The organism is Mycolicibacter sinensis, from assembly GCF_001667375.1.
GTDB classification, from domain to species: domain Bacteria; phylum Actinomycetota; class Actinomycetes; order Mycobacteriales; family Mycobacteriaceae; genus Mycobacterium; species Mycobacterium sinense_A.
Genome location: NZ_LZIN01000019.1, coordinates 33,887 through 56,572, shown reverse-complemented (window position 1 = coordinate 56,572; position 22,686 = coordinate 33,887). Strand labels below are relative to the sequence as shown.

17 protein-coding genes and 1 pseudogene are annotated in these 22,686 nt (G+C 66.5%); 11 read left to right on the top strand and 7 right to left on the bottom strand.

Annotated elements, in window-relative coordinates; all coding sequences use genetic code 11:
- Positions 1-19: 19 nt before the first annotated feature.
- Positions 20-1,279: a phthiocerol/phthiodiolone dimycocerosyl transferase family protein gene (locus A5771_RS03685; RefSeq protein WP_064853846.1), complete on the top strand. Its 1,260-nt coding sequence runs from the start codon at positions 20-22 to the stop codon at positions 1,277-1,279.
- Here A5771_RS03685 and A5771_RS03680 read toward each other — a convergent pair.
- Positions 1,272-2,102, bottom strand: coding sequence for a class I SAM-dependent methyltransferase (locus A5771_RS03680; protein WP_064853845.1), 831 nt, complete (start codon positions 2,100-2,102; stop codon positions 1,272-1,274). The two genes, A5771_RS03685 and A5771_RS03680, sit on opposite strands and share 8 nt — an antisense overlap.
- A gap of 217 nt (positions 2,103-2,319) precedes the next feature.
- Between A5771_RS03680 and A5771_RS03675 the strand changes: the two genes are divergently transcribed.
- The 6 genes from A5771_RS03675 to A5771_RS03650 all read left to right on the top strand — a co-directional run bounded on the left by A5771_RS03675 (position 2,320) and on the right by A5771_RS03650 (position 9,506).
- The gene (locus tag A5771_RS03675; protein WP_064853844.1) at positions 2,320-3,015 is read left to right on the top strand and encodes a flavodoxin family protein; all 696 of its coding nucleotides are present in this window, start codon (positions 2,320-2,322) and stop codon (positions 3,013-3,015) included.
- A gap of 12 nt (positions 3,016-3,027) precedes the next feature.
- Positions 3,028-3,540 (top strand): DUF2505 domain-containing protein, encoded by a 513-nt coding sequence (locus tag A5771_RS03670; protein ID WP_064853843.1) that lies wholly within the window; start codon positions 3,028-3,030, stop codon positions 3,538-3,540.
- Positions 3,537-4,265 carry a nitroreductase family protein gene (locus tag A5771_RS03665; protein WP_064853842.1) on the top strand — a complete coding sequence of 243 codons (729 nt, stop codon included), beginning with the start codon at positions 3,537-3,539 and terminating at the stop codon, positions 4,263-4,265. The genes A5771_RS03670 and A5771_RS03665 overlap by 4 nt, the downstream gene beginning before the upstream one ends.
- A 148-nt stretch (positions 4,266-4,413) precedes the next feature.
- On the top strand, positions 4,414-6,015 hold the full coding sequence (locus A5771_RS03660) for a hypothetical protein (protein WP_064853841.1): 1,602 nt from the start codon (positions 4,414-4,416) through the stop codon (positions 6,013-6,015).
- A 253-nt stretch (positions 6,016-6,268) separates the two neighbouring features.
- Positions 6,269-7,993 (top strand): hypothetical protein, encoded by a 1,725-nt coding sequence (locus A5771_RS03655; protein WP_131808889.1) that lies wholly within the window; start codon positions 6,269-6,271, stop codon positions 7,991-7,993.
- Between the two features lie 163 nt (positions 7,994-8,156).
- Positions 8,157-9,506, top strand: a complete 1,350-nt coding sequence (locus tag A5771_RS03650) for a hypothetical protein (RefSeq protein ID WP_064853839.1) — start codon at positions 8,157-8,159, stop codon at positions 9,504-9,506.
- Between the two features lie 48 nt (positions 9,507-9,554).
- Here A5771_RS03650 and A5771_RS03645 read toward each other — a convergent pair whose 3' ends face one another.
- Positions 9,555-10,622, bottom strand: coding sequence for a PE-PPE domain-containing protein (locus A5771_RS03645; protein ID WP_234782931.1), 1,068 nt, complete (start codon positions 10,620-10,622; stop codon positions 9,555-9,557).
- A 148-nt stretch (positions 10,623-10,770) separates the two neighbouring features.
- Here A5771_RS03645 and A5771_RS21615 point away from each other — a divergent pair.
- A pseudogene (locus A5771_RS21615) lies at positions 10,771-11,562 on the top strand (SDR family NAD(P)-dependent oxidoreductase); the annotation flags it as partial.
- Positions 11,563-11,649: 87 nt separating this feature from the next.
- On the top strand, positions 11,650-12,435 hold the full coding sequence (locus A5771_RS03640) for an alpha/beta hydrolase (RefSeq protein ID WP_064853945.1): 786 nt from the start codon (positions 11,650-11,652) through the stop codon (positions 12,433-12,435).
- Between the two features lie 40 nt (positions 12,436-12,475).
- Here the strand turns inward: A5771_RS03640 and A5771_RS03635 are convergent, their stop codons facing one another.
- The 5 genes from A5771_RS03635 to A5771_RS03615 form a co-directional block, all read right to left on the bottom strand.
- Complete coding sequence (locus tag A5771_RS03635) at positions 12,476-13,288, bottom strand: phthiotriol/phenolphthiotriol dimycocerosates methyltransferase (RefSeq protein ID WP_064853944.1); 813 nt, start codon at positions 13,286-13,288, stop codon at positions 12,476-12,478.
- A 71-nt stretch (positions 13,289-13,359) separates the two neighbouring features.
- A complete protein-coding gene (locus A5771_RS03630; RefSeq protein ID WP_064853837.1) occupies positions 13,360-14,190 on the bottom strand; it encodes an SDR family NAD(P)-dependent oxidoreductase in 831 nt (276 codons plus the stop codon).
- On the bottom strand, positions 14,187-15,545 hold the full coding sequence (locus A5771_RS03625) for a cytochrome P450 (RefSeq protein WP_064853836.1): 1,359 nt from the start codon (positions 15,543-15,545) through the stop codon (positions 14,187-14,189). Before A5771_RS03625 ends, A5771_RS03630 begins: the two co-directional genes overlap by 4 nt.
- 190 nt (positions 15,546-15,735) lie before the next feature.
- Complete coding sequence (locus A5771_RS03620; RefSeq protein ID WP_082947037.1) at positions 15,736-16,569, bottom strand: phthiotriol/phenolphthiotriol dimycocerosates methyltransferase; 834 nt, start codon at positions 16,567-16,569, stop codon at positions 15,736-15,738.
- A gap of 19 nt (positions 16,570-16,588) precedes the next feature.
- Positions 16,589-17,686: an AurF N-oxygenase family protein gene (locus tag A5771_RS03615; protein WP_207545380.1), complete on the bottom strand. Its 1,098-nt coding sequence runs from the start codon at positions 17,684-17,686 to the stop codon at positions 16,589-16,591.
- Between the two features lie 230 nt (positions 17,687-17,916).
- Here A5771_RS03615 and A5771_RS03610 point away from each other — a divergent pair, with 230 nt between their 5' ends.
- On the top strand, positions 17,917-19,413 hold the full coding sequence (locus A5771_RS03610; RefSeq protein ID WP_064853834.1) for a flavin-containing monooxygenase: 1,497 nt from the start codon (positions 17,917-17,919) through the stop codon (positions 19,411-19,413).
- A gap of 77 nt (positions 19,414-19,490) precedes the next feature.
- Positions 19,491-22,610 (top strand): RND family transporter, encoded by a 3,120-nt coding sequence (locus tag A5771_RS03605; RefSeq protein ID WP_207545379.1) that lies wholly within the window; start codon positions 19,491-19,493, stop codon positions 22,608-22,610.
- Positions 22,611-22,686: the final 76 nt, after the last annotated feature.

Sequence of the window (22,686 nt, the reverse complement as noted above, 5' to 3'; positions counted from 1 at the left end):
TTGAGGAGAGAATCCGAAAGTGTTTGCCACGTCGGTCATTCGGAAGCTTGCGAATAGTGAGGAGATGCTCGCCGAGACCCACAACTTCGTGGGTCTCGCCGCCCACCTCACCGGTCCGGTCGACATCGATCTGCTCTCCGAGGCCTACGAGGCGCTGCTGGAGGCGCACCCCATCCTCACCGGGCGACTCGAGCGACTGCCCGACGGCAGGCACCAGTTCGTCACCGACGACCTGATGCCCGACGGCATCGAGGTGATCGAACTTGACGGACCCGATGCCCAGCCGCCGGCCCCGCACTTCGACCAGACCGAGTCGCTGGTCGCGATGCGGGTGATCATCCGCGACGGGCAGGCGCAGCCGACGCTGTATGTGCATCACGCCGTCGCCGACGGCCACCACATGTATGCGCTGATCGAAGAGATGCTCGCCTTCTACACCGACCTGGTCACCACCGGACGCGTCGGTGCGATCAATGTCGAGCCCGCGCCGCAGTCGATCGAGGCGGTGCTGGCCGACCGGGGGATCGAGAAGCAGCAGCGTTCCGGGATCGAGCGGTTCATGCCGGCGCTGTTCGCCTATGACCTGCCGCCGACGCGCCGAGCCCTCTCGCAGGAGACGCCGTCGGAACCGGTACTGGTCCCGATGGCGTCGTGCCGGCTGACCGAGAGCCAGACCGACGCCGTGGTCGCGTTCGGCCGGGCGCACGACCTGAGTCTGCACGCGGTGCTCTCGGCGGCGGTGCTGATGGCCGAATGGCAGTTACGCGGCAAGCTGCGCATCCCGGTGCCCTACATCTACACCGTGGACCTGAGATATTTTCTGTCCCCGCCGGTTTCGGCCACCGGATGCACCAACCCGATCGGGCTGGCCACCTACCTCGCCGAGATCGATGCCAAGACTGAGCTGGTCGACATGGCCCGCGAGATCGCCGAGAACTTCCAGAAGGACCTCGACGAGGGCGTGATCCAGCAGTCCCGGCTGCACTTCAGCCCGCAGTACGTCGGCAACCCGCCCGGTATGCCGGACGTCGTGGTACTGAGTAACAACGGTCTGGTGCCGCCGGTGCGGACCCCACCGGGTGTGGAGGTGACCACCACGCACGGCGAGCTGTACTTCGCCGTCAGCGCCGGCATCGATATCTACTTCACCCAGATCTTCGCCGGCCAGCTCAACATCGAGTACCACTCGCACGGGCCCGAGCCGGAGCGCTCGGTGGAGGCGATCCGCTCGCTGCTGTGCGGCATCGCCGAGCAGCACGCCGCCGCCGGCGTCAGCTGACCGGGCCGAAGGCGTAGCGGTGGTACTGCAGCATTCCGCGCAGCGGCGGCACCGCGCGAGCCACCCGGCTGGATCGCCGGAATCCGGCCGGCACCCGGCTGAAGGTCTGCGCGTCGAAGAGGTTGGCGGCGGCCAGCAGCCGGATTCCGGTGACCTTGTCGAGAATGTCGGCCGGGTCGTTGACCGCCCAGTGCAGCGTGGCCCCGGATTGGCGCTGCAGCCGGTGCGTCTTCTGCGTCTTGACCCCCAGCCAGTTGTAGAAGTCGATCTGCAGTTCGCCGGCAGGAAACCTCTCGACGATGCTCTGCAGCAGCGCCACCCCGTCGGATTCGGTCAGGTACATGCTGATGCCCTCGGCCAGCAGCAGCACCGGGCGATCGGCGGGAATGTCGTCCAGCCAGGACGGGTTGGTCGCCGACGTCGCCACCAGGTGATAGCCGGGGCGGTCGGGATAGATCTGCTCACGCAACGCGATCACCGGCGGCTGGTCGACGTCGTACCAGGCCACCTCCGGGCCCGGGTCGATCCGGAAGACGCGGGCGTCCAGACCGCAGCCCAGGTGGATGACGGTGGCCTGCGGGTGAGCGGCCAGGAACTGGCGCGCCCAGATGTCGTACTGGGCGGTGCGCACCGTCACCAGCGGCGCCCACCGGCCGGGCGCTTTGAGTGCGTCCCAATCGAAGTCGATACGCTCGACCGCTTCCTTGGCGTACCGATCGCCCAGGACCGGGGAGTCGAAATCGGCGTCGAGTGCTTTGAGGTACAGCGTCGTCAACATGGTCGCCGCGGCACCGTGCAGGTCGACGGGGATCTTGTCTGCCACGTCGGCGAGCCTAATACGCTGGGAGGGCACTCGATGCACCGCACGGCCGGACCCGGCGGTTCAGCGAGGCTCGACGGAGGAGAGCCGAAGCTGGGACCGCCGCATGAACCCGGCGGTTCAGCGAGGCTCGACGGAGGAGAGCCGAAGCTGGGACCGCCGCATGAACCCGGTGGTTCAGCGAGGCTCGACGGAGGAGAGCCGAAGCTGGGACCGCCGCATGAACCAGGAGGCAGACATGGCGGATGAGACCAATGGCAACCAGCGGGCGCCGCGGATCTTGTTGCTGTACTACAGCTACAGCGGGCAGGCGCTCAAGGTGCTCGAGACCGCCGGCGAGGTGTTCGCCGAGCGCGGCTGCGAGGTGGTCAAAGCCGGCATCGAGTTCACCGATCCGCGCTACGCGCAGCGGTTCTCGCGGTTCCCCATGCGGCGGGTGTGGCCGGACATGCTCAGCGTGCTCAAGGCCCAGCAGCGCGGCGAGACCGGTGAGATCCGCACCCCCGACGCGGTGCGCGACGGCGACTACGACCTGATCTGCATCGGCTCACCGACCTGGTGGAAGGCGCCGGCCATGCCGATCCGGTCCTTCCTGCAAACCGAAGAGGCGCGAAAGCTGTTGGACGGCAAGCCGTTCGCGGTGTTCACCGTGTGTCGGGAGTATTGGCAGGAGAACTACGCCGAGGTCGCTCGACTGGGGGAGCAGTGCGGTGGCCGCTACACCGACGAGATCCACTTCACCTATCCCGGCGACCCGCTGCACTCGATGCTGTCGCTGACCAGTTACCTGGGCACCGGGCGCTACCGCAAGCGTTACCTGGGTCTGCGCCTGCCGCCCACCAACGTCCAGCCCGAGCAGCTGGACCGGGTCCGCACGTTCGCCGCGGGCCTGGCGAGCCGCTTGTTCGGCAAGTAGGGAAAGGTACCCATGCCGCGTTCCTTCGAGATCGTGTTCGAGTCGCCCGCGAGCGTCGAGCAGGTGCACTCCGCGTTCGGCTCGCGCGACTACTGGCTCGCCCGCAACGCCGAGTTTGACGGCGGGGCGAAGACGCTGGACTCCCTGACCGTCGACGCCGACGGCGCGGTGCGCGTGGTGGTCACCGAAGACCTGCGCCACGGCGCGCTGCCGGGAATTTTGACCAAGGTCTACCGCGGCGACCTCAACATCGTCACCACCGAGGTCTGGACTCCTACCTCCGACGGCCGGGTCACCGGCGACATCGACGTCGCGGTGGTCGGGGCGCCGGGCCGCGGCGGCGGGACCGCCGTTCTGCAACCCACCGGCAGTGGCTCGCGGATGGATCTCACCGGGACCATCGAGTTCAAGATCCCGCTGGTCGGCGGCCCCATCGAGAGTTTCCTGGCGAAGGAATTCGCCCAGGGCATCCCCGCGATCCAGCGGTTCACCGCGGAGTGGCTGGGCGACAGGGCCGGAAAATGACGGCACCGGACGCCCCGCGGTTCATTCCCACCCACGTGCCCGCCCCGGCCGAGGCGCTGGCCCGCCTCGATATGCCGCTGGGCGAGGCGATGATGACCCAGCGCGCGGTGCGGCGGGTGTACTCCGAACCGGTCGACGACGCCGTGGTGCTTAAGTGCATCGAGCTGGCGCAGCGCGCGCCCACCGGTAACGACGGGCAGAACTGGGAGTTCATCGTCGTGCGGGACCGGCGGGTCAAGGAAGAACTGGCCAAGCGGTACCGGCAGGCCTGGAAGCTCCAGCGCGGGGTGGTGCTGCGGCGCAGACTCAAGACCGACCCGGCGATCGCCGGCATCGCGCGGGCGATGGAGTGGCAGATCGACCACTTCGCCGAGATTCCGGTGCTGGTGGTGGCCTGCCTACGGCTGGGCGCCCGAGAGGGGCGGCTGCCGGTGGTGCGGATGCCGCACATCGCCGAGTCGGCCTACTGGGGCTCCATCTATCCCAGCGTGCAGAACCTGCTGCTGGCCGCGCGCGCCATGGGGCTGGGCGCCTCGCTGATCACGCTGCCGCTGTGGAGTCAGCGCGCGGCGCGGCGCATCTTGGGTCTGCCGCACGCGGTGACGCCGTGCTGCATCGTGCCGCTGGGGTGGCCGCGCGGGCGCTACGGTCCCACCACCCGCCGACCGGTCGGCGAAGTGGTCCATCTGGACAGCTACGGCAATCGCGCCTGGCTGACCAAATGATACGTTTTGGATGAATTGGCTCTTTCTATAGGCGAGATAGCCTTTAGCACTGCGGTAACGATCACAAAGTATTGCCTTTAGTGGTGTGGGCGTACCGTTTGGTGTAGATTCAGCCGGTCTTATGTAACGCCTGGGGCCGGGGGGATCCGTGAACTTCAACAAAGACGCAGCAATGCGCCCACCCGAGGCGAAGCTCGCCGCTGTGGCGGCGGCCGGCCTGGTCGCCGCCGCTCTGGTCACGCCGGTGGCGACGACACCGATGTCGGCCGTCGAGCGCGAACTGCTGCTGCTCAGCGGCACCGACTCGCTGCTGAACGTCCCGTTGAATCTGTTCCAAGCGCTGGTCAACGTGCCCAGCACCGAGATCGGGGCGATGACCATCCTGGGGAACGCCCTGATCTACAGCGGTAACTGGTGGTCGCCGAGCGCGACCAACATCTGGGGGGAGGACCCCGGCGACCCGGGCCACTTCATGGGCGTCATCGACATGGCGTTCCCGTTCAGCCAGATCTCCGGGCAGGGCAGCCCGGAACCGGGTGCTCCCGGCTTCGACTGGGACGAGGCAGCAGCCGGGCACCTGGGTCTGGGCCAGCAGTTCACCCTGCTCGCCGATGCCGAGATCCCGACGAGTGCATCCAGTGACGCCGACTACAGTGCGCCGCTGTTGCCGTCGAGCGAGATAACCGGCTCCTCGTTCTTCGACCACAATGCCTGGTTTTTTGCCGCGCTCTCGGGAATTCAGCCCTACCCGATATTCCAGAACTGGTTCGGCGTCCCGCTATCGGATCTGCAGAATGGCTACACCTTTCCCACCGTGATCAATCCGGCGATGGGGATCGGAACCGATGCCGCGGGAAACCCCGACGGCTCGGTGCCCAGCGACCCCACCCTCGGTTTCGTCGGCACCCATCCGGCGACCCCAGGTGACATCGCCAACCTGCCCCAGGACGCCGCCACCCAGTCGCAGGGCATTCACGTCGTTCCCGGCACCGATGAGGTCGTCAACGGCAACGGCAACCCGGTCAACTTGATGCCGTGGTCCAACGAGACGTTCAAGCTCGACCTGCTGTATCCGTTCCAGAACTTCTTCAACAGCCTGCAGGCTCCGGTCGACCTCAATACCTACGCCAGCGGCTTCCAGATCCCCACCTTCGAAGAGTTCGGCCGGGCACTGCAGACCATGACCGCGGGCCAGATCATCGCTTTCGACCCCTCGTCTCCCGGGGACCCGTTCTGCGGGACCACCTGCCTGGCCAATCCGTCGGCGACGCCGCTGGCACTGGTGACGGACCTGGACAAGATGTGGCCCGGCAACCCCTACCTGGAGGACTGGCTCACCCGGGCCAATGCGGACAGCCCGCTGAACGCCTACTACGGGATGGCCAACGGCCCGACTCCGCACCAGGTCGACCTCAACGACGCGGTGTCGCAGTCGCTGCAGCAGTGGTTCGATACCGGCAACCCGTCGCCGGATGACCCGCCGGCCAATGTCGACACCCCGATCTCCGTCCCGCCGTCACCGATGATGCAGCAGCTCATCGACTTCATGCAGGCCTCCGGGGTTCAGCAGTTCTTCGCCGACTGGGCGAACTCAGCCGGCTACCAGCCGGTGGACTTCGACGACCTGACCCCGGTGCTCGGGGCGGCCACTGACACCGGGGACGCCGGTGGCGCTGCTGCGGGGAGCGCGGACGTGTTCACCGGGCTGCTCGACGCTTTCGGATTGGGGGACCTGACCACTTTGTTCTAGGCCGGCGTCACGGGCTCACTTGCTCCTCCCGCAGGCGGTCGCGCGGTGCGGTATCGTCCCGCTGAGCCGACAGCGCGGGTGCTGCCGTCCGACCGCCTGCGAATATCGACCAGAAGATCAGCCAAAGATGACCATGATGTGCGACTTAGCAGACGTTACTTCGCACCGTATGTAAATTAACTCGTACTCGCTTAGACACCGGGTCGTGACGCCGATATGCTGTCACGGTCTGTAAGGGACTCAAGGGGGAAATGTGAAGCATGGTGTAGCCCGTGAGCGTGGGTATACCAACGCCGGCCGGCACCGCGCGGTGCCGGAGCGTCGATCGTTCGCCGTTGCACATCGTGCGGGATCGCAGCGCCGCCACCTGACCGCGGGGGCGGCCGTCGCCGCCGCGAGCGTCGTGGCGCTGGCCCCGGTCGCTCCGGTCAATCCGTGGACACCGGGACTGACGGCCGCGGAGCGGGCGGTGGCGCTGGCCGCCGAGGCCTCCTTCCTGAACATTCCGTTCAACCTGTTCCAGGACCTCGTCAACATCCCTTACAACGAGGTGTCGGCCACCAACGTGCTGGCCAACTCGTTCTTCTTCACCGGCAACTGGTTCACCCCGAGCGCCACCAACATCTGGGGTGAGGACCCGGGCGACCCGGGCCACTTCATGGCCGTGATGGACTACCTGTTCCCGTTCGCGCCGCAGCTCTCTGGCCTGTACGACCCCACGATCGACCCGGATGCCCTGGCCAACGGCACCGCGGGCTGGGGTCAGCAGTTCGCGATGTTCGCCGCGGCCCTGCTGCCGATCAGCGCGTCGTGTGACTCGATCCAGTGCTACCCGATGTCGCCGGTCGAGCCGATCACCGGGATCACCGGTTTGGACGCAATGCTGAACTTCTTCGCGAAGTTCACCAACTTCCCCAACGACGACAACCAGTTGGACCTGTTCAAGTACTGGCTCAAGGTGCCGATCCAGGACATGCTGAACGGTTACAAGTTCCCGGACACTCCGTGGAGCGACCCCGACAACCCCACCTCCGGCGGTATCGCCAACCCGGACGCCGGTGTCGGTGAGGGCGGCGCGGTGCCTGGCGGGCCCATGTACGGCGGGAAGCCATGGTCCGGTGAGGCTCAGCCCGGCTTCGGCTACCCGGGAACGCATACCATTCTCGACGAAAACGGCGAACCCCTCAAAGACGCGTTCGGCAACCAGGTCAACCTGATGCCCTGGGCAGGTCTGACCTTCAAGCTGGACCCCTTCGGCCCGATGCAGAAGTGGTTCGACAGCCTGATGCAGCCGGTCGACTGGAGCGTCAACGGCGACGACCCGCTCACCGGCTTCCACTTCGCCGGCCCGGAAGAGGTCTTCCAGGCGATGAAAGCCCTGATCGCCGGGATGGTCGTCGACTTCAACCCCTACGTCGCGGGCAGCCCGATGTGCCCGGGCCTGTGCAATATGCCGCCGGTCTCCCCGCCGTGGGGCGTGACCACCCTGGACCTGGTCAAGTCAATCCAGGGCATCGGCGCCCCCAACCCGCTGATCCAGCAGTGGATCGACCTGACCGAGCAAGCGGGCGACAACGCCGTCGGCAATGCCAACGGCGGAACCGACGAGCAGATCCTGGCCGGTATCTCGGCGCTGCAGACCGGTATGTTCACCTTCGATGCGGACACCCACAACCAGATCATCGACTCGCTCGCGGCCATCAACCCCTGGTTGCCGGCCCTGGTCGTCAACGGCGGGATCATGACCGACCCGGGCCTGCTGGGGCCGTGGCCGATTAACCCCGAGACCGGCTACTACATGCCGCCGACCTGGGATCCGACCAAGGATCTGGCCGACCAGGTTATCGGCGAATACGGCGGCAAGAACTCGCTGCTGGTCTGGGACGACTTCCTGCACGCCCTGGACCCCGAGCACGACAGCGTCTATCTGGGGCTCACCGACCTGTGGGCCGAGATGTCGAGCTGGTTCAACTTCTAGACCGGCACCCACGGCAGCCCGGCCCGCAGCTACGCGGCCGGGCTGTCGTGCGCTTCCGCCCGGGCGGACTTCGGTGTGACGCGTTGCACTTATTTAACGCTTTGGTAGATTACTTACGGCTCTCAGAGGTACGTCGGCTCACTGCAATCGGAGGATCATCGGGATGGTTGCTGCCCTGCGCTCGTACGGCAGTGCCGGGCTGGCGATCACCACAGCGGGCCTCATCGCCGTCGCTCCGGCGGTAGTGCGCGCCCCAGAGCCCACCGCGGTACACCTCGCGCAGCGTCTCACCGCCGGCGAGTCGTTGATGAGCGTCCCGCTGAATCTGTTCCAGGCGCTGGTCAACATTCCGGCGAATGAGATCCACGCGCTGGACACGCTGTCGAGGTCCCTGTTCTACAGCGGGCCCTGGTTCGTCGGCAGCCCGACCAACATCTGGGGTGAGGATCCGGGCGACCTCGGCCACTTCGAGTCGGTCATCCAGCTGCTGGTGCCGTTCCCGGAGCTGTCCGGGGCGGGCCACGAAGGAGATTTCTTCTACCCGGGTCTGGGCCAGCAACTGTCGATGCTGGCCAACGTCGAGATCCCGGTGCACCCGAGTTGTGCCAGCCTGGACTGCCTGCCGGCCATGCCGACCAGCCCCATCACCGGCTTCACCTGGATCGACCAGACCATCTGGAGCCTGCTGATCGCCACCGGCCTGCAGAAGTTCCCGCTGATCGAGAACTGGTTCCAGGTCCCGTTCTCGGACATGATGGACGGCAATTCCTACTACTTCGACCCGAATTCACCCGGCATGATCAACAGCGGGCTGGCCCACGACGGGTTCTACTGGGAGGGCAGCCGCACCCTCGAGCAACTGGGCCTCAACCCCGAGGACTACCCGAACATCGACCCGGACACCCCGCTGATGCCCTGGGCCGGAACGTCATACGCGATGGACTTCGACCAGCCGTTCATCAACTTCTTCAACAGCTTGATGCAGCCGTTTGACCCCGACAAGTTCGTGCTGCCCGACTTGGTGGAGTTCGGCAGGGCCATGCAGGCCGTCCTCGCCTCGATGCTGGTGGCCTTCAACCCGTTCGTCCCGGGCAGCCCGTTCTGCCCCGGACCCTGCCTGCTGCCTGACCCGGCCGGCGACCTCCTGGATCCCGCCACCTGGTCGCTGCCCAGCTACTACGTGCTGGCGAAGGGGGTCGGTGACCTGTGGCCGGGTAACCCGGTGATCGACCAGTGGCTGGCCCACTACGACGAGGGCACCGCCAACATCTCGACCCCGGAGATCATCGACTACGAAGCCTGGCTGTGGCGGCTGGGCACGGTGCTGCTGGACCTGAAGAATCCGCTTCCGCCCGACGCGGTGATCGACACCACCGGCTTCCTGCCTTCGGTCGAGCAGATCCACGACTTCTTGGGCGATTACCTCTACAACATCGCCGACAACAGCGGGATCATCGGGCCCTTCGATGTCCAGGGGCTCTGGGATGCCGTGTTCGACGTCACCGCCACCTAGTCGGCCGGCCCGATTCGGACCGGCCGACTCGATGGTTTCCGCGGTGTCTTAGATGCCGATCAAACCGGAGATGTCCGGCAGGTACGGGTACAGGTCCGGCAGCTCGGTTTCCGGCAGCATGCCCAGGTCGACCTGGGCGGCGATCCAGCCCTGCTCGAACCCGAGCTGCAGTTGTTGGGACACGGTGTCCCAGTCGATCGTCGGCAGGCTCCACGACACCGGCGTGACGACATCGGCGGGATCGGTGCGGTCATAGCCGAGGTCGACCAACACCCGCAGGGCGGGCTGAATCAGGTCGGCCATCGCCGGCCCGAAGAAAGGCATCCAACGGATGCCGTCGAGCAACGGCAGGTTCTGGGTCGGGATGAGGAAGTAATCGGTGTTGATGTCTCCCGAGGTCGGCAGCTGCACCGCGTCGGCAACCGCACTCGGGTCGAATGTCGTCGGCCACCCCGGCAGCAGCGCCGGGTGCAGGTTGACGTAGCCGGCCATCGCGTTGGCCAGCGCGAAGAAGTTCAGTGGATACTTCGGGAAGTCGGTCGCCCCGCTGTACTGGATGGTGTAGATGTCGGTGTGGTAAATCCCGTCCGTGGGCGTCATCGGCATGCCGGAATCGAAGCGGGTGAAGAACCCGCCGTTGGGGTTGCCGAGGTTCTCCAGCAACACAAAGCTCAACTGATCCGGATTCGGCTGCTCGCCGGGCGGCAGCGCCAGCAGGTTGACCAATTCCTGAGTGGCCACCGCGGCGCTCATCGAGTAGCCCCAGACGGTGAGGTTGTCGCCGTCGGCCAGGTGATCCATGATCGCCTTGTGGATGTCGGCGACCCCCTGGGTCAGCCCGGGGCCGTAATCGGTCTCCGGTGTGGTCACCCCCACGGGGGTGTAGCCGGGAAAGGTCGGCTGCCCGGGAAAAGGGTTCTGCGGGTTGAGGAAATCGCGCATGACCTGGTCGATGTAAGAGTCCTTCGGGGTCGGCTGAAGCGCCGAGCCCATGATGAGCGCGGTGTCCTCACCCAGCGCGAACCCCGCGCTGAGCATCGAAGTCAACCCCATCAGACCGGCGCAGCCCCCCGCTGCCAAACCGACCGTCATCCACCGGTAGCCAGAGCGTGTCATCAAAATTCCCCCATTTAGTCCACACACATGTCCGCGTCAGCGTACACAGGAACACATCCCAGCGCCTGTCGAGGTGTCTACAATTTGCACTAGCGTCAGATCCTTGCCGTGGCGCGATCGACGGCGCACCGGACGATAGGGTGAGCCCGTGGCTTTACCAGCACCCGGTCCCGACCGCGCAGCCATCGTCACCGGCGCCTCGTCGGGGATCGGCGCGGCGGTAGCGCGTGAGCTCGCCCGCCGCGGCCACCAGCTGATCGTGGTGGCGCGCAGCGCCGATCGCCTCCACGCGCTGGCTGCCGAGCTCAGTCCCCGGCCGGTGCACGTGCTGCCGGCCGACCTGTCCTGCCGCACCGAACGCGCAGCCTTGCCGGACCGGATCGCCGAGCTGGGCCTGGTGCCTGATGTCCTGGTCAACAACGCAGGCCTGGCGGTGGTGGCGCTGGCGGCGACCGCGGAACCGGAGCGCCAACTCAGCCTGGTCGAGGTCGATGTCGCCGCGGTGGTCGACCTGTGCACCAGGTTCCTGCCGGGCATGGTGGAGCGGGGACGCGGTGCCGTGTTGAATGTGTCGTCGGTCGCCGCGTTCGGGCCGCTGCCCGGGCAGGCGAGCTACGGCGCCGCCAAGGCGTTCGTCGCCTCCTACACCGAAAGTCTGCGGGCCGAGTTGCGCGGGACCGGGGTCACCGCCACCGCCCTGTGCCCGGGCCCGGTGGACACCCGATTGGATATCGCCGCCGGGTTCCGCGAGGGGGAACGCAAACAGGTAATGCCCGCGGTGATGTGGAAGTCGGTGGACAAGGTCGCCCAGGCAGCAGTCGACGGCCTGGCCGCAGGCAAAGGCCGGGTGACGCCCGGATGGGCCAACCGGTTGCTGGTTGCCGCCTACCGTATCGTTCCGCACGGTCCGCTGCTACCGTTGCTGGCGCGGCGCACTCCACTTTCGACGCGCAACACGGGTAGGGGAGGGACCCGGTCGCCGACGGCGTCAGGGGACGGCCGATCGCCGGACAGGGGGAGCGGTGTGGTGCTTGAGGTGATCGACAAGGGCTGTGTCAGCGAAGCCCATCCTGTTCCCTTGCTGTTCGTCCACGGCGCCTGGCACGCCGCCTGGTGCTGGAATGAGCATTTCCTCGGCTACTTCGCCGACCACGGCTACCGCGCGGTGGCGGTCAGTTTCCGCGGTCACGGCGCCAGCGGGCTCGACAAGCCGTTGCGCGACTGCACCGTTGCTGACTACGTCGCCGACATCGCCTCGGTTGCCGACAGTCTGCCGGTGCCCCCGGTGGTCATCGGCCACTCGATGGGCGGGCTGATCGTGCAGAAATACCTGGAGTCGCACGCCGCGCCGGCCGGGGTGCTGATGGCCTCGATCCCCCCGCAGGGCAACCTGGGGTCGAGCCTGCGCTGGCTGCGGCACCGGCCGGGGCAGGCCGTGAAGATGGCGATCACCGGGAAGTCACTGCGCTACATCAACACGCCGGCGCAGGCCCGGGAGAAGTTCTTCTCCGCGAACACCCCGGAGGAGGTGGTCGCCGACTGCGCCTCGCGCCTGCAGGAGGACAGCTCGCGGGTCAGCATCGACTGTCTGGTGCTCAAACTGCCTCGCCCCGACCGGGTGACGACGCCGCTACTGGTGCTGGGCGCCGAACAGGACGCCGCGCACACGCAGAAGGAGGTGCGAGCGACGGCGCGTGCCTACCGCACCGAGGCGGAGTTTTTTCCCGACATGGGGCACAACATGATGCTGGAGCCGGGCTGGGAGTCGGTGGCCGACCGGATCCACGCTTGGCTCGGTAGCCGCGGACTCTAGCGCCGTCTCTGGTGCGGCCGTCTCCGCGGCCAGGGCTGATCTAGTCCTTGGTGAAGTGGTACAGCCGGTAGACGAACTCGCCGTTCTTCAGGGCGCCATTGAAGGTCCAGTCGGTGGCAGCACTGGCGAAGCGGGCCAGGCTGCCGTGATGGGCGATCATGTCCTGCTTGCGGGCCAGGTTCTTCTCGTTGCCGCGCAGCACCGCCATGCTGATGTCCTCTTGCGACACCAGCCGCAATCCCGTGTCGGCCAGCTCGGCGTCCCAGCGGGCCAGCTCGCTGCGGCGGCGGAAGTCGGTGTAGAGGAAGTGCCCGCCCGGGGCCAGCACCCGTGCCGCGCCGTTGAAGAACTTGGCCGGGTGCGGGTACAGGTGTGAGGCCTCCACTTGGAACACCACGTCGAATGAGCCGTCGTCGAAAGGCAGGTTCTCGGCGTCGCCCTGCACGAACTCCATCCCGGGCAGCTGGTGGCGCTCCCGGCAGAATTCGATCGCGGTCTCATTGAGGTCCAGGCCGGTGTAGGAGGCGGGTTTGAAGGTGCGGGCCACATAGGACGCGCCGCCGCCGTGGCCGCAGCTGACCTCGAGCACCTTCTTGCCGGCCAGATCGGCTTGGGCTGCGGTGCGGTGGTACTGCTGGATGAAGAACCGGTTGGGCTCGTCGGAGGGTTCCAACGGCACCGCCATCGCCGGGTCTTCTTCGTAGCCGTAGTTCAAAAACAGCCAGTCATCACCGGAGAGCATCTTGGTCTGGGTGGCGAACCGCTTGGTCACGAACGAGGTGAACAGCAGGTGGTAGACGAACGGGTTCGTCATGATTCGGTGGGAGACCGGGTTGAAGATGAGGCGGTTCATCGTGGGCACCGGGGCAGTATGTCACGGCGGGTGGGCCCCGTCGGTGACTGGGTCACGGGGTCTTTGCCGCCTCAGTCGCGCAACTGGCGCATCACAATTCGCTCCCACATCCGGTCGGTCAGCAGTGCCCGGGCCAACACGGTGGCTTTTCCCGACGCTCCGACGATGTAGCGGGGTCGGGGGTTCTTCGACCGGACCGCGCGCAGCACCGCACGGGCGACCACGTCGGCTTCGATCATCACGCCGCGCTTCGCCGACAGCCGCCGGGTGTTGTCGGCGTAGCGGCGTTTGAAGGCGCCGTAGGGGTCGTCGGGGGCGTAGACGGGCTGCGCCTCCTGCTGCGAGGTGACGAACGGCGTGCGCACCGCGGTCGGGTCGAGCAACACCACCCGTATGCCGAACGGCGCCACCTCGGCACGCAGTGACAGCGACAGCGCCTCCATGCCGTATTTGACCACGTGATAGCCGCCGGCGCCCGGGCTGGCGAAGCGCCCCCCGGTGCTGCCGACGTTGACGATGATGCCGCTGCCGCGCTCCCGCATGGCCGGCAGTACGGCCTGCGACAAGTGCAGTGCCGCAACGACATTGGTTTCGAACAGGTGGCGCAGATCGGTCAGTGGCACCTGCTCGAGCGGACAGGTCAGTGGAAAACCCGCGCTGTTCACCAGGACGTCCACCGCGCCATGGTCGGCTTCGATCTCGGCGACCAGGCTTCCTACCGCGGACTCGTCGGTGACGTCGAGTGCGCGTGCGATCAGTCCCCGCGATGCCAGGCGTTGCAGCGCTTCGGGATTGCGGCCGACCGCGAACACGCGGTAGCCGGCGGCCTGCAACCGCTCGGCGGTCGCCTCACCGATCCCGCTCGTCGCCCCGGTGACCAGCGCTACCGGCTCGGAACTCATCGGGTGCCGGTACGCCCGGACGGGGCCGCCGCCGGATCCACGCCCGCTTGCGCGGGCACCAACTCGACCGGCAGGTGCTCCAGGCCGCGCATCGTGGCATTCACCAGGTACCGGTGCTTCCCGGCCGGCCGGATCTCGGCGACGTGGGGGATCAGCTGAGTCAGCACCCGGCTGACCTCGATGCGGGTCAGGTGTGTGCCGAGGCAGTAGTGGGCGCCGCCGCCGAACGCGAGGTGGTCGGTCGGATTGCGGTCCAGATCGAAGGTGTCGGGATCGGGGTAGTGCGCGGGATCGCGATTGCCTGCCGCGTACAGCACCAGCACCCGCGCACCGGCCGGGATGGTGTGGTCGCCGACCCGATAGTCGCGGGTCGCGGTCCGGTAGAACCCTTGCACCGGGGAGACCAGCCGCAGCTGCTCTTCGATGGCGGCGGGGATCAGCTCGGGGTGCTCGCGCAGCCGGGTGTAGACGTCCGGGCGCTGTGCCAGCGTGAGAAACAGGCCCGAGATCAGGTTGGTGGTGGTCTCACTACCGGCGCCGACGAGCATCGACGCGCTCCAGAACACCTCGTCGTCGGAGAGGGTGTCCTCGCCGCTCGGAGCCGCCAGCATCGAGATCAAGTCGTCGCCGGGTGCGGCGCGCCGCTCCTTGATCATCGGATCGAGGCTGCGGTGCATCGCGATGACCGCCTTGCTCGAGCGCATGTTCAGGGCCATGCCGCGCGGGGTCAGCGGCGCGAACGCCGCCTCGTTGATGGTGTCGGCCCACTCCAGGAACTGGTGGCGGTCCTCCTGGGGGATCGCCAGCATCATCGTGATCAACCGGTTCGGCAGCGGCTTGGCCAGATCGTTGACGATCTCGACTCGGCCGCGGGTGATCATCTCGTCGACGAGTTCGTCGGCGACCCGGTTGATGTTGACCTCCCACGCTTTCATCGCGCGCGGGGTGAAGGCCCGCGACACCGACCGGCGCAGCCGGGTGTGCACCGGCGGGTCCTGGGCGTTCATCGTCTGCAAGCGGACCCGGAAGCGGGCCTGGCTCTGCGCCGAGGACAACGCCTCGTCGTCGCGCAGTGCCTGCCGGACCTCGTCGTAGCCCGGAATGATCCAGATGCCGCGTTTGCGGCTGTACCAGACCTTGGGACCGGTCAGCAGGGTGCGATATCCCGGGTAGGGGTCGAGCATCGTTTCGCGAGCGAAGGGGTCGAAGTCGGTCAACGGGGCGGTCTCGCGGCCGGTCAGGGCGTACCGGTAGGCGCTCGCCCGGTCCCGGGCCACCCCGACCAGGCCATCGATGCCGATCTTGAACAGGCTGGCGCGGAAGCGAAGCCGACGCGTCAGTTCCCTCTGGTCCATCTGGCTAGCCCCTCGTCACGATCGTCGGGTTTTCAGCGCGATCGGCCCGCGATCGGGCCGACAATGACTGCAGCCGTCACCCTAACCCGGTTTCGCCTCGCCGGTTCACGGGACATCAGCCGGAAAATAAAGCGCCGGAGCGGGGGAACAAGTCCCGGCCCGCTCCGGCGCTTCGAACAGTTCGGTGGAGTCAGTCCTTGACGAGGTCGAAGATCCGGTAGGTGATCTCACCGCGGTCCAGGTCGCGGTAGAACAGCGACCCCTCGACCACCGCGAACTCCCGGGCGAAGCGACGCAGGAAGAACGGCATCCGCTCGTTGATCAGCTCGTTGGAACGCGGCGAGTTCGCCGCCAGGCCGCGGACGACCTCCCGGCTGATGTCGCGCTCGTTGAGCACCCGCAACGGCGGGGTGGCCAGGGTCTGCTGCCAGGACTCGATGTCCTCCTTGGCGCGGAAATCGGTGTGCAGGAAGTGCCCGCCCGGACGCAGCACCCGGCCCACCTCACGAACAAACTGCGCGAAGTCGGGGTAGATGTGCGACGCCTCGACGTTGACCACTGCGTCGAACGAGTTGTCGGGGAACGGCAGGTTCAGTGCGTCGCCCTGCACGAACTCCAAGCCCGGCACCTGGTGGCGCCGCTGGCAGAAAGCCACCCCGTCGGGGTTGAAGTCCAGGCCGGTGTAGGACGCCGGCTTGAGGGTGCGGGCCAGGAACGAGGCGCCGCCGCCGTGGCCGGAGCTGACCTCCAGCACCTTCTTGCCCGCCAGGTCGATCTGGGTGGCCGTCTGGTGGTAGAGCTGGATCGAGTACCGGTTCTCTTCGTCGGCCGGATCGAGCTTGAGGCCCAGCGGCGGGTCCTCCTCGTAGCCCCAGTTCAGGAAGACGACGTCGTCGTGTCCCATCCGCTTGGTCATGAATGGGTACCAGTACTTAAAGGCCTTCTTGTACAGCGGCAATGCCGAGATCCGGTAGACCAGATCGGCGCCGACTTTTTCCAAGGTCTCAGATGGGGAACGCACCATACCGAAAGTATGGCACAGCTCAGGAGGCGCTTTTGACCCCGGTGACTTGCCCCGCCACCGGCGCGCGCTGCGGCTCGCCGCGGTAGCGCGACGGCGCTCCGTCGATCTTGCAGACGCGCCACATCAACCGCCCGGCGACCGTCATCAAACCGATGTCGTCGCAGAGCATCCGGATGTCGGCGAACGTGTCTTTCAGCGCCTGCTGGGACTCGGGCGAGCCGGACCGCAGCTGCGTGCGCACCGATCGGGGCACCTCGAACTGCCGGAAGAAGCTGCGCGGCGGCACCACCATCGGCTTGGCCAGCAGTCGCATGACGAACGGCACGTACACCGACATCCACAGCCGGTTGATCCGCCACACCTTCGGCACGCGTTTGCGCAGGTACGCGTCGGCGAACGAGATGTGGCGGGCTTCTTCGGCGATGTGGATGGCCATCACCTTCTCCACCACCGGATGCCCGGAGCCGGCCTCGCGCAGCGCGTTGGTCTGGATCACGTCCACCGGCACCTCGCCGGCCAGGACCCCGAAGAAGAACACGTTGGGGAACGGCCCGGCGTACAGCGGCATCAGCGGGGACAGCCAGCGCATCCACCACTGCATCCCCGGAACGTCGAACCCGATGCGGTTCACCAGCTCCTGGAACATCAGCACGTGGTTGCACTCCTCGACGGACTCGTGCATGCAGTAGCGGTGTTCGGGCGAGCCGTTGGGCACCCGGGACGCGTACTGGACCAGGCCCCGGATCAGCATGCTTTCGAACTGCAGGGTGACCTTGGCGATGTTGGCCTGGCGCCACATCCCGATCGCGATCTGCTTGTCCAGCGGCTGGTTGCGATACCAGTCGGTACGTCCCAGCGGGTCGTCGGTCAGCACCCAGCGCGGGTCGTCGGCGGTGATGGCGTTCTCGGGGGCGTCCCAGTCGATGTCGGTGAACGGATCGAAGCGGCGTCGTACTGAGCTCTGCGACAGGTTTTGCAGCGTCGCCGTGTACTGGGGGTCGTCTCTGACGTCCATGGTGCGGCGGTAGCGACCAACCGCGAGAGCGACGGTGGCGGAGACCAATCCGACGACCAACAGGCTGCCCAGCAGCCCGAGGAACTGGACCCAGATCGGCATCTCAAAGTCACTTCCGTCGTCGAGCACCGCGCGAAGAAGTCGGCGGCTGGGCCGAAGCTTACCGTCGAGATTGGCAAAACACTAAGACCCGTCGCCCTGTTGTGGTGTGATTGCCGCCATCCCGCGACCGGTCAGCGTCCGTTACCTTACCGCCGGTTCGTGCAGTCCGCAGTCCGAACGGGCTGCGCGCACAACGGCGTGCCGCGAAGTTGCGGTAGCGTGTTCACCTTATGGGGACCCAGCAGTACCAGCACTACGAGGCCATCATCGTGGGAGCGGGCTTCGGTGGAATCGGCGCGGCGATCCAACTGAACCGGCTGGGTTACCAGAACATCCTGATCGTCGACCGCGAGGACGGCCTCGGCGGGACGTGGCGGGTCAACCACTATCCCGGCCTCTCCGTCGATCAGCCCTCGACGACCTATTCCTATTGGTTTGAGCCCAACCCGTACTGGTCGCGGCTGTTCGCTCCGGGCCATGAGGTCCAGGCCTACGCCGAGCACGTCGCCAACAAGTACGACGTGAGCCGCTTCATGCGCTTCAACACCTGCGTCGACGGCGCCCAGTGGGACGAGGACGCCAAGGTGTGGCGGGTGAGCGTGGCCGGCGGCGAGACCCTGACGGCGCAATTCCTCATCGTGGCTACCGGCTTCTTGTGCCAGCCGAAGACACCGGACATCCCCGGTATCGACACTTTCGCCGGGCGCATCGTGCACACCGCGGCCTGGGACCACGAGTACTCCATGGCCGGGCGGCGGGCGGCCATCATCGGCACCGGTTCGACCGGGATCCAGGTGATCCCGGAGTTGGCCAAAGAGGTCGCCGAGCTGACGGTGTATCAGCGCACGCCGATCCTGGTGACGCCCAAATCCGATGTGGCGTTCCCGCCGGTGGTGCAGCGGATGTTCGCCCGGGTGCCCTTCACCCAGCGCATCGTGCGGTGGATCACCGACAACGTCACCGACTTCATGATGGTCCTGACGATGTGGCGCTACCGGCGGTTCAAGCTGCTCAACAAGGCGATGGCGGCCCAATCCGCCCTGCATCGGCTCAAGTCGGTGCGTGATCGCGAGCTGGCCCGCAAGATGCGTCCCGACTTCGACTTCGGCTGCAAGCGTCCGTCGATCTCCAATGACTACTACCCGACGTTCACCAAGCCGCACGTGCACCTGGAAACCGCCGGCATCGAGCGGATCGAACCGGACGGCATCGTCTCCGCCGACGGCACCAAGCGCGAGATCGACACCCTGGTGCTGGCGACGGGCTTCGACGTCTGGGAGGGCAACCTGCCGGCGATCGAAGTGGTCGGTCGCGGCGGGCGCAATCTGGGCAAGTGGTGGCGGGAGACCCGCTTCCAGGCCTACCAGGGCATGACAGCGCCCCAGTTTCCGAACTTCATCAACATGGCCAGCCCGTTCGCCTGGGTGGGGCTGTCGTGGTTCAACACCGTGGAATACCAGATGCGGCACATGAACCGGCTGTTCGGTGAGTTGCAGCGGCGCCAAGCGCGCACCTTCGAGGTCACCGAAGAGGCCAACACCGCGTTCTACGAGCGGATGATGGGCCTGCTGGACAGCTCGGTGTTCCACCTCGGCAACTGCGCGACGTCGAATTCCTATTGGTTCAACCACAACACCGGAGAGGCCCCGCTCTTCCGGCCGACCTCGGTGCGCACCGCGGTCAAGGAGCAGGATCACTTCCCCCTGTCGGACTATCTGATCGGGTAGCTTCCGCTGCTGCGGTCGATGAACTGGGGTTACAGTGATCGTTTGGGGGAAATCGTCTGGTGAGGGGCCTTGCAGAAGTGACGAAAACGCACCTGAGCCGTAGCCGGCCGTCTGCGGCGGAATTGGTCCGTAAGTTCGCGTTGCCGATCATTCTCGGCTGGGTGGGGATCACGCTTCTGGTGAGCCTCGCCGTTCCACCACTGGAGCAGGTCGCCAAGGAACACCCGGTGTCGTTGAGCGCCAAGGACGCGCCGTCGATTCAGGCGATGGCGCGGCTGGGACACTCCTTCCAGGAGTCGAACACCGACAGTGCGGCGATGATCGTCATCGAAGGCGACGAGCCCCTCGGCGATGCCGCCCACCACTACTACAACGAGCTGATCGCCCAGCTCAACGCCGACACCAAGCACATCCAGCACATCCAGGACTTCTGGGGGGACCCGCTTACCGCGGGGGGAGCCCAGAGTTCTGACGGCAAAGCGGCGCTGGTCCAGCTGAACCTCGCTGGCAACCAGGGCGAGGCGCTGGCCAACGAATCGGTCGAAGCGGTCCGCGACATCGTGTCGCACACGCCCGCGCCGCCCGGCGTGCGCGCCTACGTCACCGGCCCGGCGCCGATGGTCACCGACATGAACACCAGCGGTGACCGTGCGGTGCTGAAGATCCTGATCGCCACCGTGTCGGTGATCTCGCTGATGCTGTTGCTGCTCTATCGCTCGCTCAGCACCGTCGCTGTGCTGTTGGCGGTTGTCGGCGTCGAGCTGGCGGCGGCGCGCGGAATCGTGGCCTTCCTGGGCCACATGGGGTGGATCGGATTGTCCACCTTCGCGATCAACATCCTGGTGACACTGGCGATCGCCGCCGGGACCGACTACGGCATCTTCTTCATCGGCCGCTACCACGAGGCCCGCCACGCCGGCGAGGACCCGAAGACGGCCTACTTCACCACCTACCGCGGAGTCGCCCACGTGGTGCTGGCGTCGGGCATGACGATCGCCGGCGCCACCTTCTGCCTGAGCTTCACCCGGCTACCGGTCTTCCAGACCATGGGCATCCCGTGCGCGGTCGGCATGCTGGTCGCGGTGGCGATCGCGCTGACGCTGGTCCCCGCGGTGCTGGCCGTCGCCAGTCGCTTCGGGCTGCTCGAACCCCGGCGCAAGATGTCGGATCGGGGCTGGCGCAAGGTGGGCACGGCGATCGTGCGCTGGCCCGGACCGATCTTCGTGGCCGCGTGTTCGGTCGCGCTCATCGGACTGCTGGCGCTGCCCGGCTACCAGGTCAGCTACAAGGACCCGTCGTTCATCCCGGCCGACACCCCGGCCAACCTCGGCTGGGCGGCCGCATCACGGCACTTCCCGGAATCGCGGCTGCTGCCCGAGGTGCTGCTGATCGAATCCGACCACGACATGCGCAACTCGGCGGACTTCCTGGTGCTCAACAAGCTGGCGAAAAGCGTCTTCGCGGTCGAGGGCGTCGCCATGGTGCAAGGGGTGACCCGGCCCGAGGGCACCCCGCTGGGGCATACCTCGATCCCGTTCCTGCTGAGCATGCAAAGCGCCGGGCAGATGCAGAACCTGGATTTCATGAAGAACCGGGTCGCCGACATGCGCAAGCAGGCCGACGAACTCGAGGGCACCATCGCCTCGCTGCAGCGGATGTACGCGCTCATGCAGCAGTTGGGCACCAACACCCACGAGGCGACCGGTGTCTCGTACGAGGCGATGGATCTGGCCCAGCAGATGCGCGCCCACATGGCCGATTTCAACGCGAATTCCAAGCTGCTGCGGCAATCCGTTGACACCAATGATTGCCGCGGGGACCCGACCTGCCTGTCGCTGCGGTCGGCGTACGCCTCGATGGACGGTGCGACCCAGCTCACCGACAAGCTCAACGAGCTGGCACCGGTGATGACCAACGTCGACGTGGTGACACCGCAGCTGCTGGAGATGATGCCGGCGCAGATCGCGGCGCTACGCAGCATGCAGACCATGCTGCTCACCCTGCACAGCACCATGTCCGGGATGATGGCGCAGTTCGAGGAGGTCGGCGGGGATTCGGCCGCGATGGGCCAGGACTTCGACGCGGCCAAGAGCGACGACTCGTTCTACCTGCCGCGGGAGGCGTTCGACAACCCGGACTTCAAACGGGTGATCCAGCTGTTCCTCTCGCCCGACGGTCACGCGGCACGCTTCTTCGTCACCCATGACGGCTATCCGGCGACGCCGGAAGGCATGGCGCGGGTGAACCTGATCAAGAAGGCCGCCACCGAATCTCTGAAGGGGACGCCGCTGTCGTCGGCTCAGGTCTATGTGGCCGGTACCGCCGCGCTCTTCAATGACCTGCAGGGAATCGCCGACTACGACCTACTGATCGCCGGGATCGCTTCGCTGGCAATCATTTTCATCATCATGCTGTTGATCACGCGTAGCTTCGTCGCCTCGCTGGTGATCGTCGGGACGGTGCTGGCTTCACTGGGGGCGTCGGTCGGGCTGTCGGTGTTGGTGTGGCAGTACATCTTCGGCATCCACCTGCACTGGCTGGTGATGGTGATGTCGGTGATCATCCTGCTGGCGGTGGGCTGTGACTACAACCTGCTGCTGGTCGCCCGGTTCAAGGAGGAACTCGGCGCCGGGATCAAGACCGGCATCATCCGGGCGATGGGCGGCACCGGCAAGGTCGTCACCGCTGCCGGCTTGGTGTTCGCGTTCACGATGGCCTCGATGCTGGTCAGCGACCTGCGGGTGGTGGGCCAGGTGGGCACCACGATCGGCCTGGGCCTGCTGTTCGACACCTTGATCGTGCGTTCGTTCATGATGCCGTCCATGGCTGCGCTGCTGGGCCGGTGGTTCTGGTGGCCGTTGAACGTGCGGGAGCATCCGCCGCGCGCGCCGCGCGGGACCGGACCGGTCACGGCGGCCGCTGACGACATCGACACCGACGCTGCGTACACCGACGTGGCCGGCGCCGACGACGCTGATGAGGCTGTTGCCGTCGTCGCCTCCGATGACGTTGACGACGCTGAGGATGTCGACCAGGACGTCTCGGCGGCTGCGGAACCGGACGAGACGACCACGTTCGAGGACATGGTGGCCACGGCGTTCCCCGAGCTGTCCGGACGGCCCGACGCACCCGGCGAGGATCGCCCCAGTGAGGTGCTGGCCACCGTGCAGCCACCGGAGGAGGAAACCGACCGGTAGTAGGGCCGATCGGCTCTGGTCAGCGCGCTGCCCGATGCACTAGCATTTCAACAATCGTTGATTGTGAAAAATACTG

What these genes read in the sequence shown, in the direction of transcription:
- A5771_RS03675 (WP_064853844.1), top strand. Translation starts at nt 2,320, where the DNA reads ATGAACCAGGAGGCAGACATGGCGGATGAGACCAATGGCAACCAGCGG.
- A5771_RS03670 (WP_064853843.1), top strand. Translation starts at nt 3,028, where the DNA reads ATGCCGCGTTCCTTCGAGATCGTGTTCGAGTCGCCCGCGAGCGTCGAG.
- A5771_RS03665 (WP_064853842.1), top strand. Translation starts at nt 3,537, where the DNA reads ATGACGGCACCGGACGCCCCGCGGTTCATTCCCACCCACGTGCCCGCC.
- A5771_RS03650 (WP_064853839.1), top strand. Translation starts at nt 8,157, where the DNA reads ATGGTTGCTGCCCTGCGCTCGTACGGCAGTGCCGGGCTGGCGATCACC.
- A5771_RS03645 (WP_234782931.1), bottom strand. Translation starts at nt 10,622, where the DNA reads ATGACACGCTCTGGCTACCGGTGGATGACGGTCGGTTTGGCAGCGGGG.
- A5771_RS03635 (WP_064853944.1), bottom strand. Translation starts at nt 13,288, where the DNA reads ATGAACCGCCTCATCTTCAACCCGGTCTCCCACCGAATCATGACGAAC.
- A5771_RS03630 (WP_064853837.1), bottom strand. Translation starts at nt 14,190, where the DNA reads ATGAGTTCCGAGCCGGTAGCGCTGGTCACCGGGGCGACGAGCGGGATC.
- A5771_RS03625 (WP_064853836.1), bottom strand. Translation starts at nt 15,545, where the DNA reads ATGGACCAGAGGGAACTGACGCGTCGGCTTCGCTTCCGCGCCAGCCTG.
- A5771_RS03620 (WP_082947037.1), bottom strand. Translation starts at nt 16,569, where the DNA reads ATGGTGCGTTCCCCATCTGAGACCTTGGAAAAAGTCGGCGCCGATCTG.
- A5771_RS03615 (WP_207545380.1), bottom strand. Translation starts at nt 17,686, where the DNA reads ATGCCGATCTGGGTCCAGTTCCTCGGGCTGCTGGGCAGCCTGTTGGTC.
- A5771_RS03610 (WP_064853834.1), top strand. Translation starts at nt 17,917, where the DNA reads ATGGGGACCCAGCAGTACCAGCACTACGAGGCCATCATCGTGGGAGCG.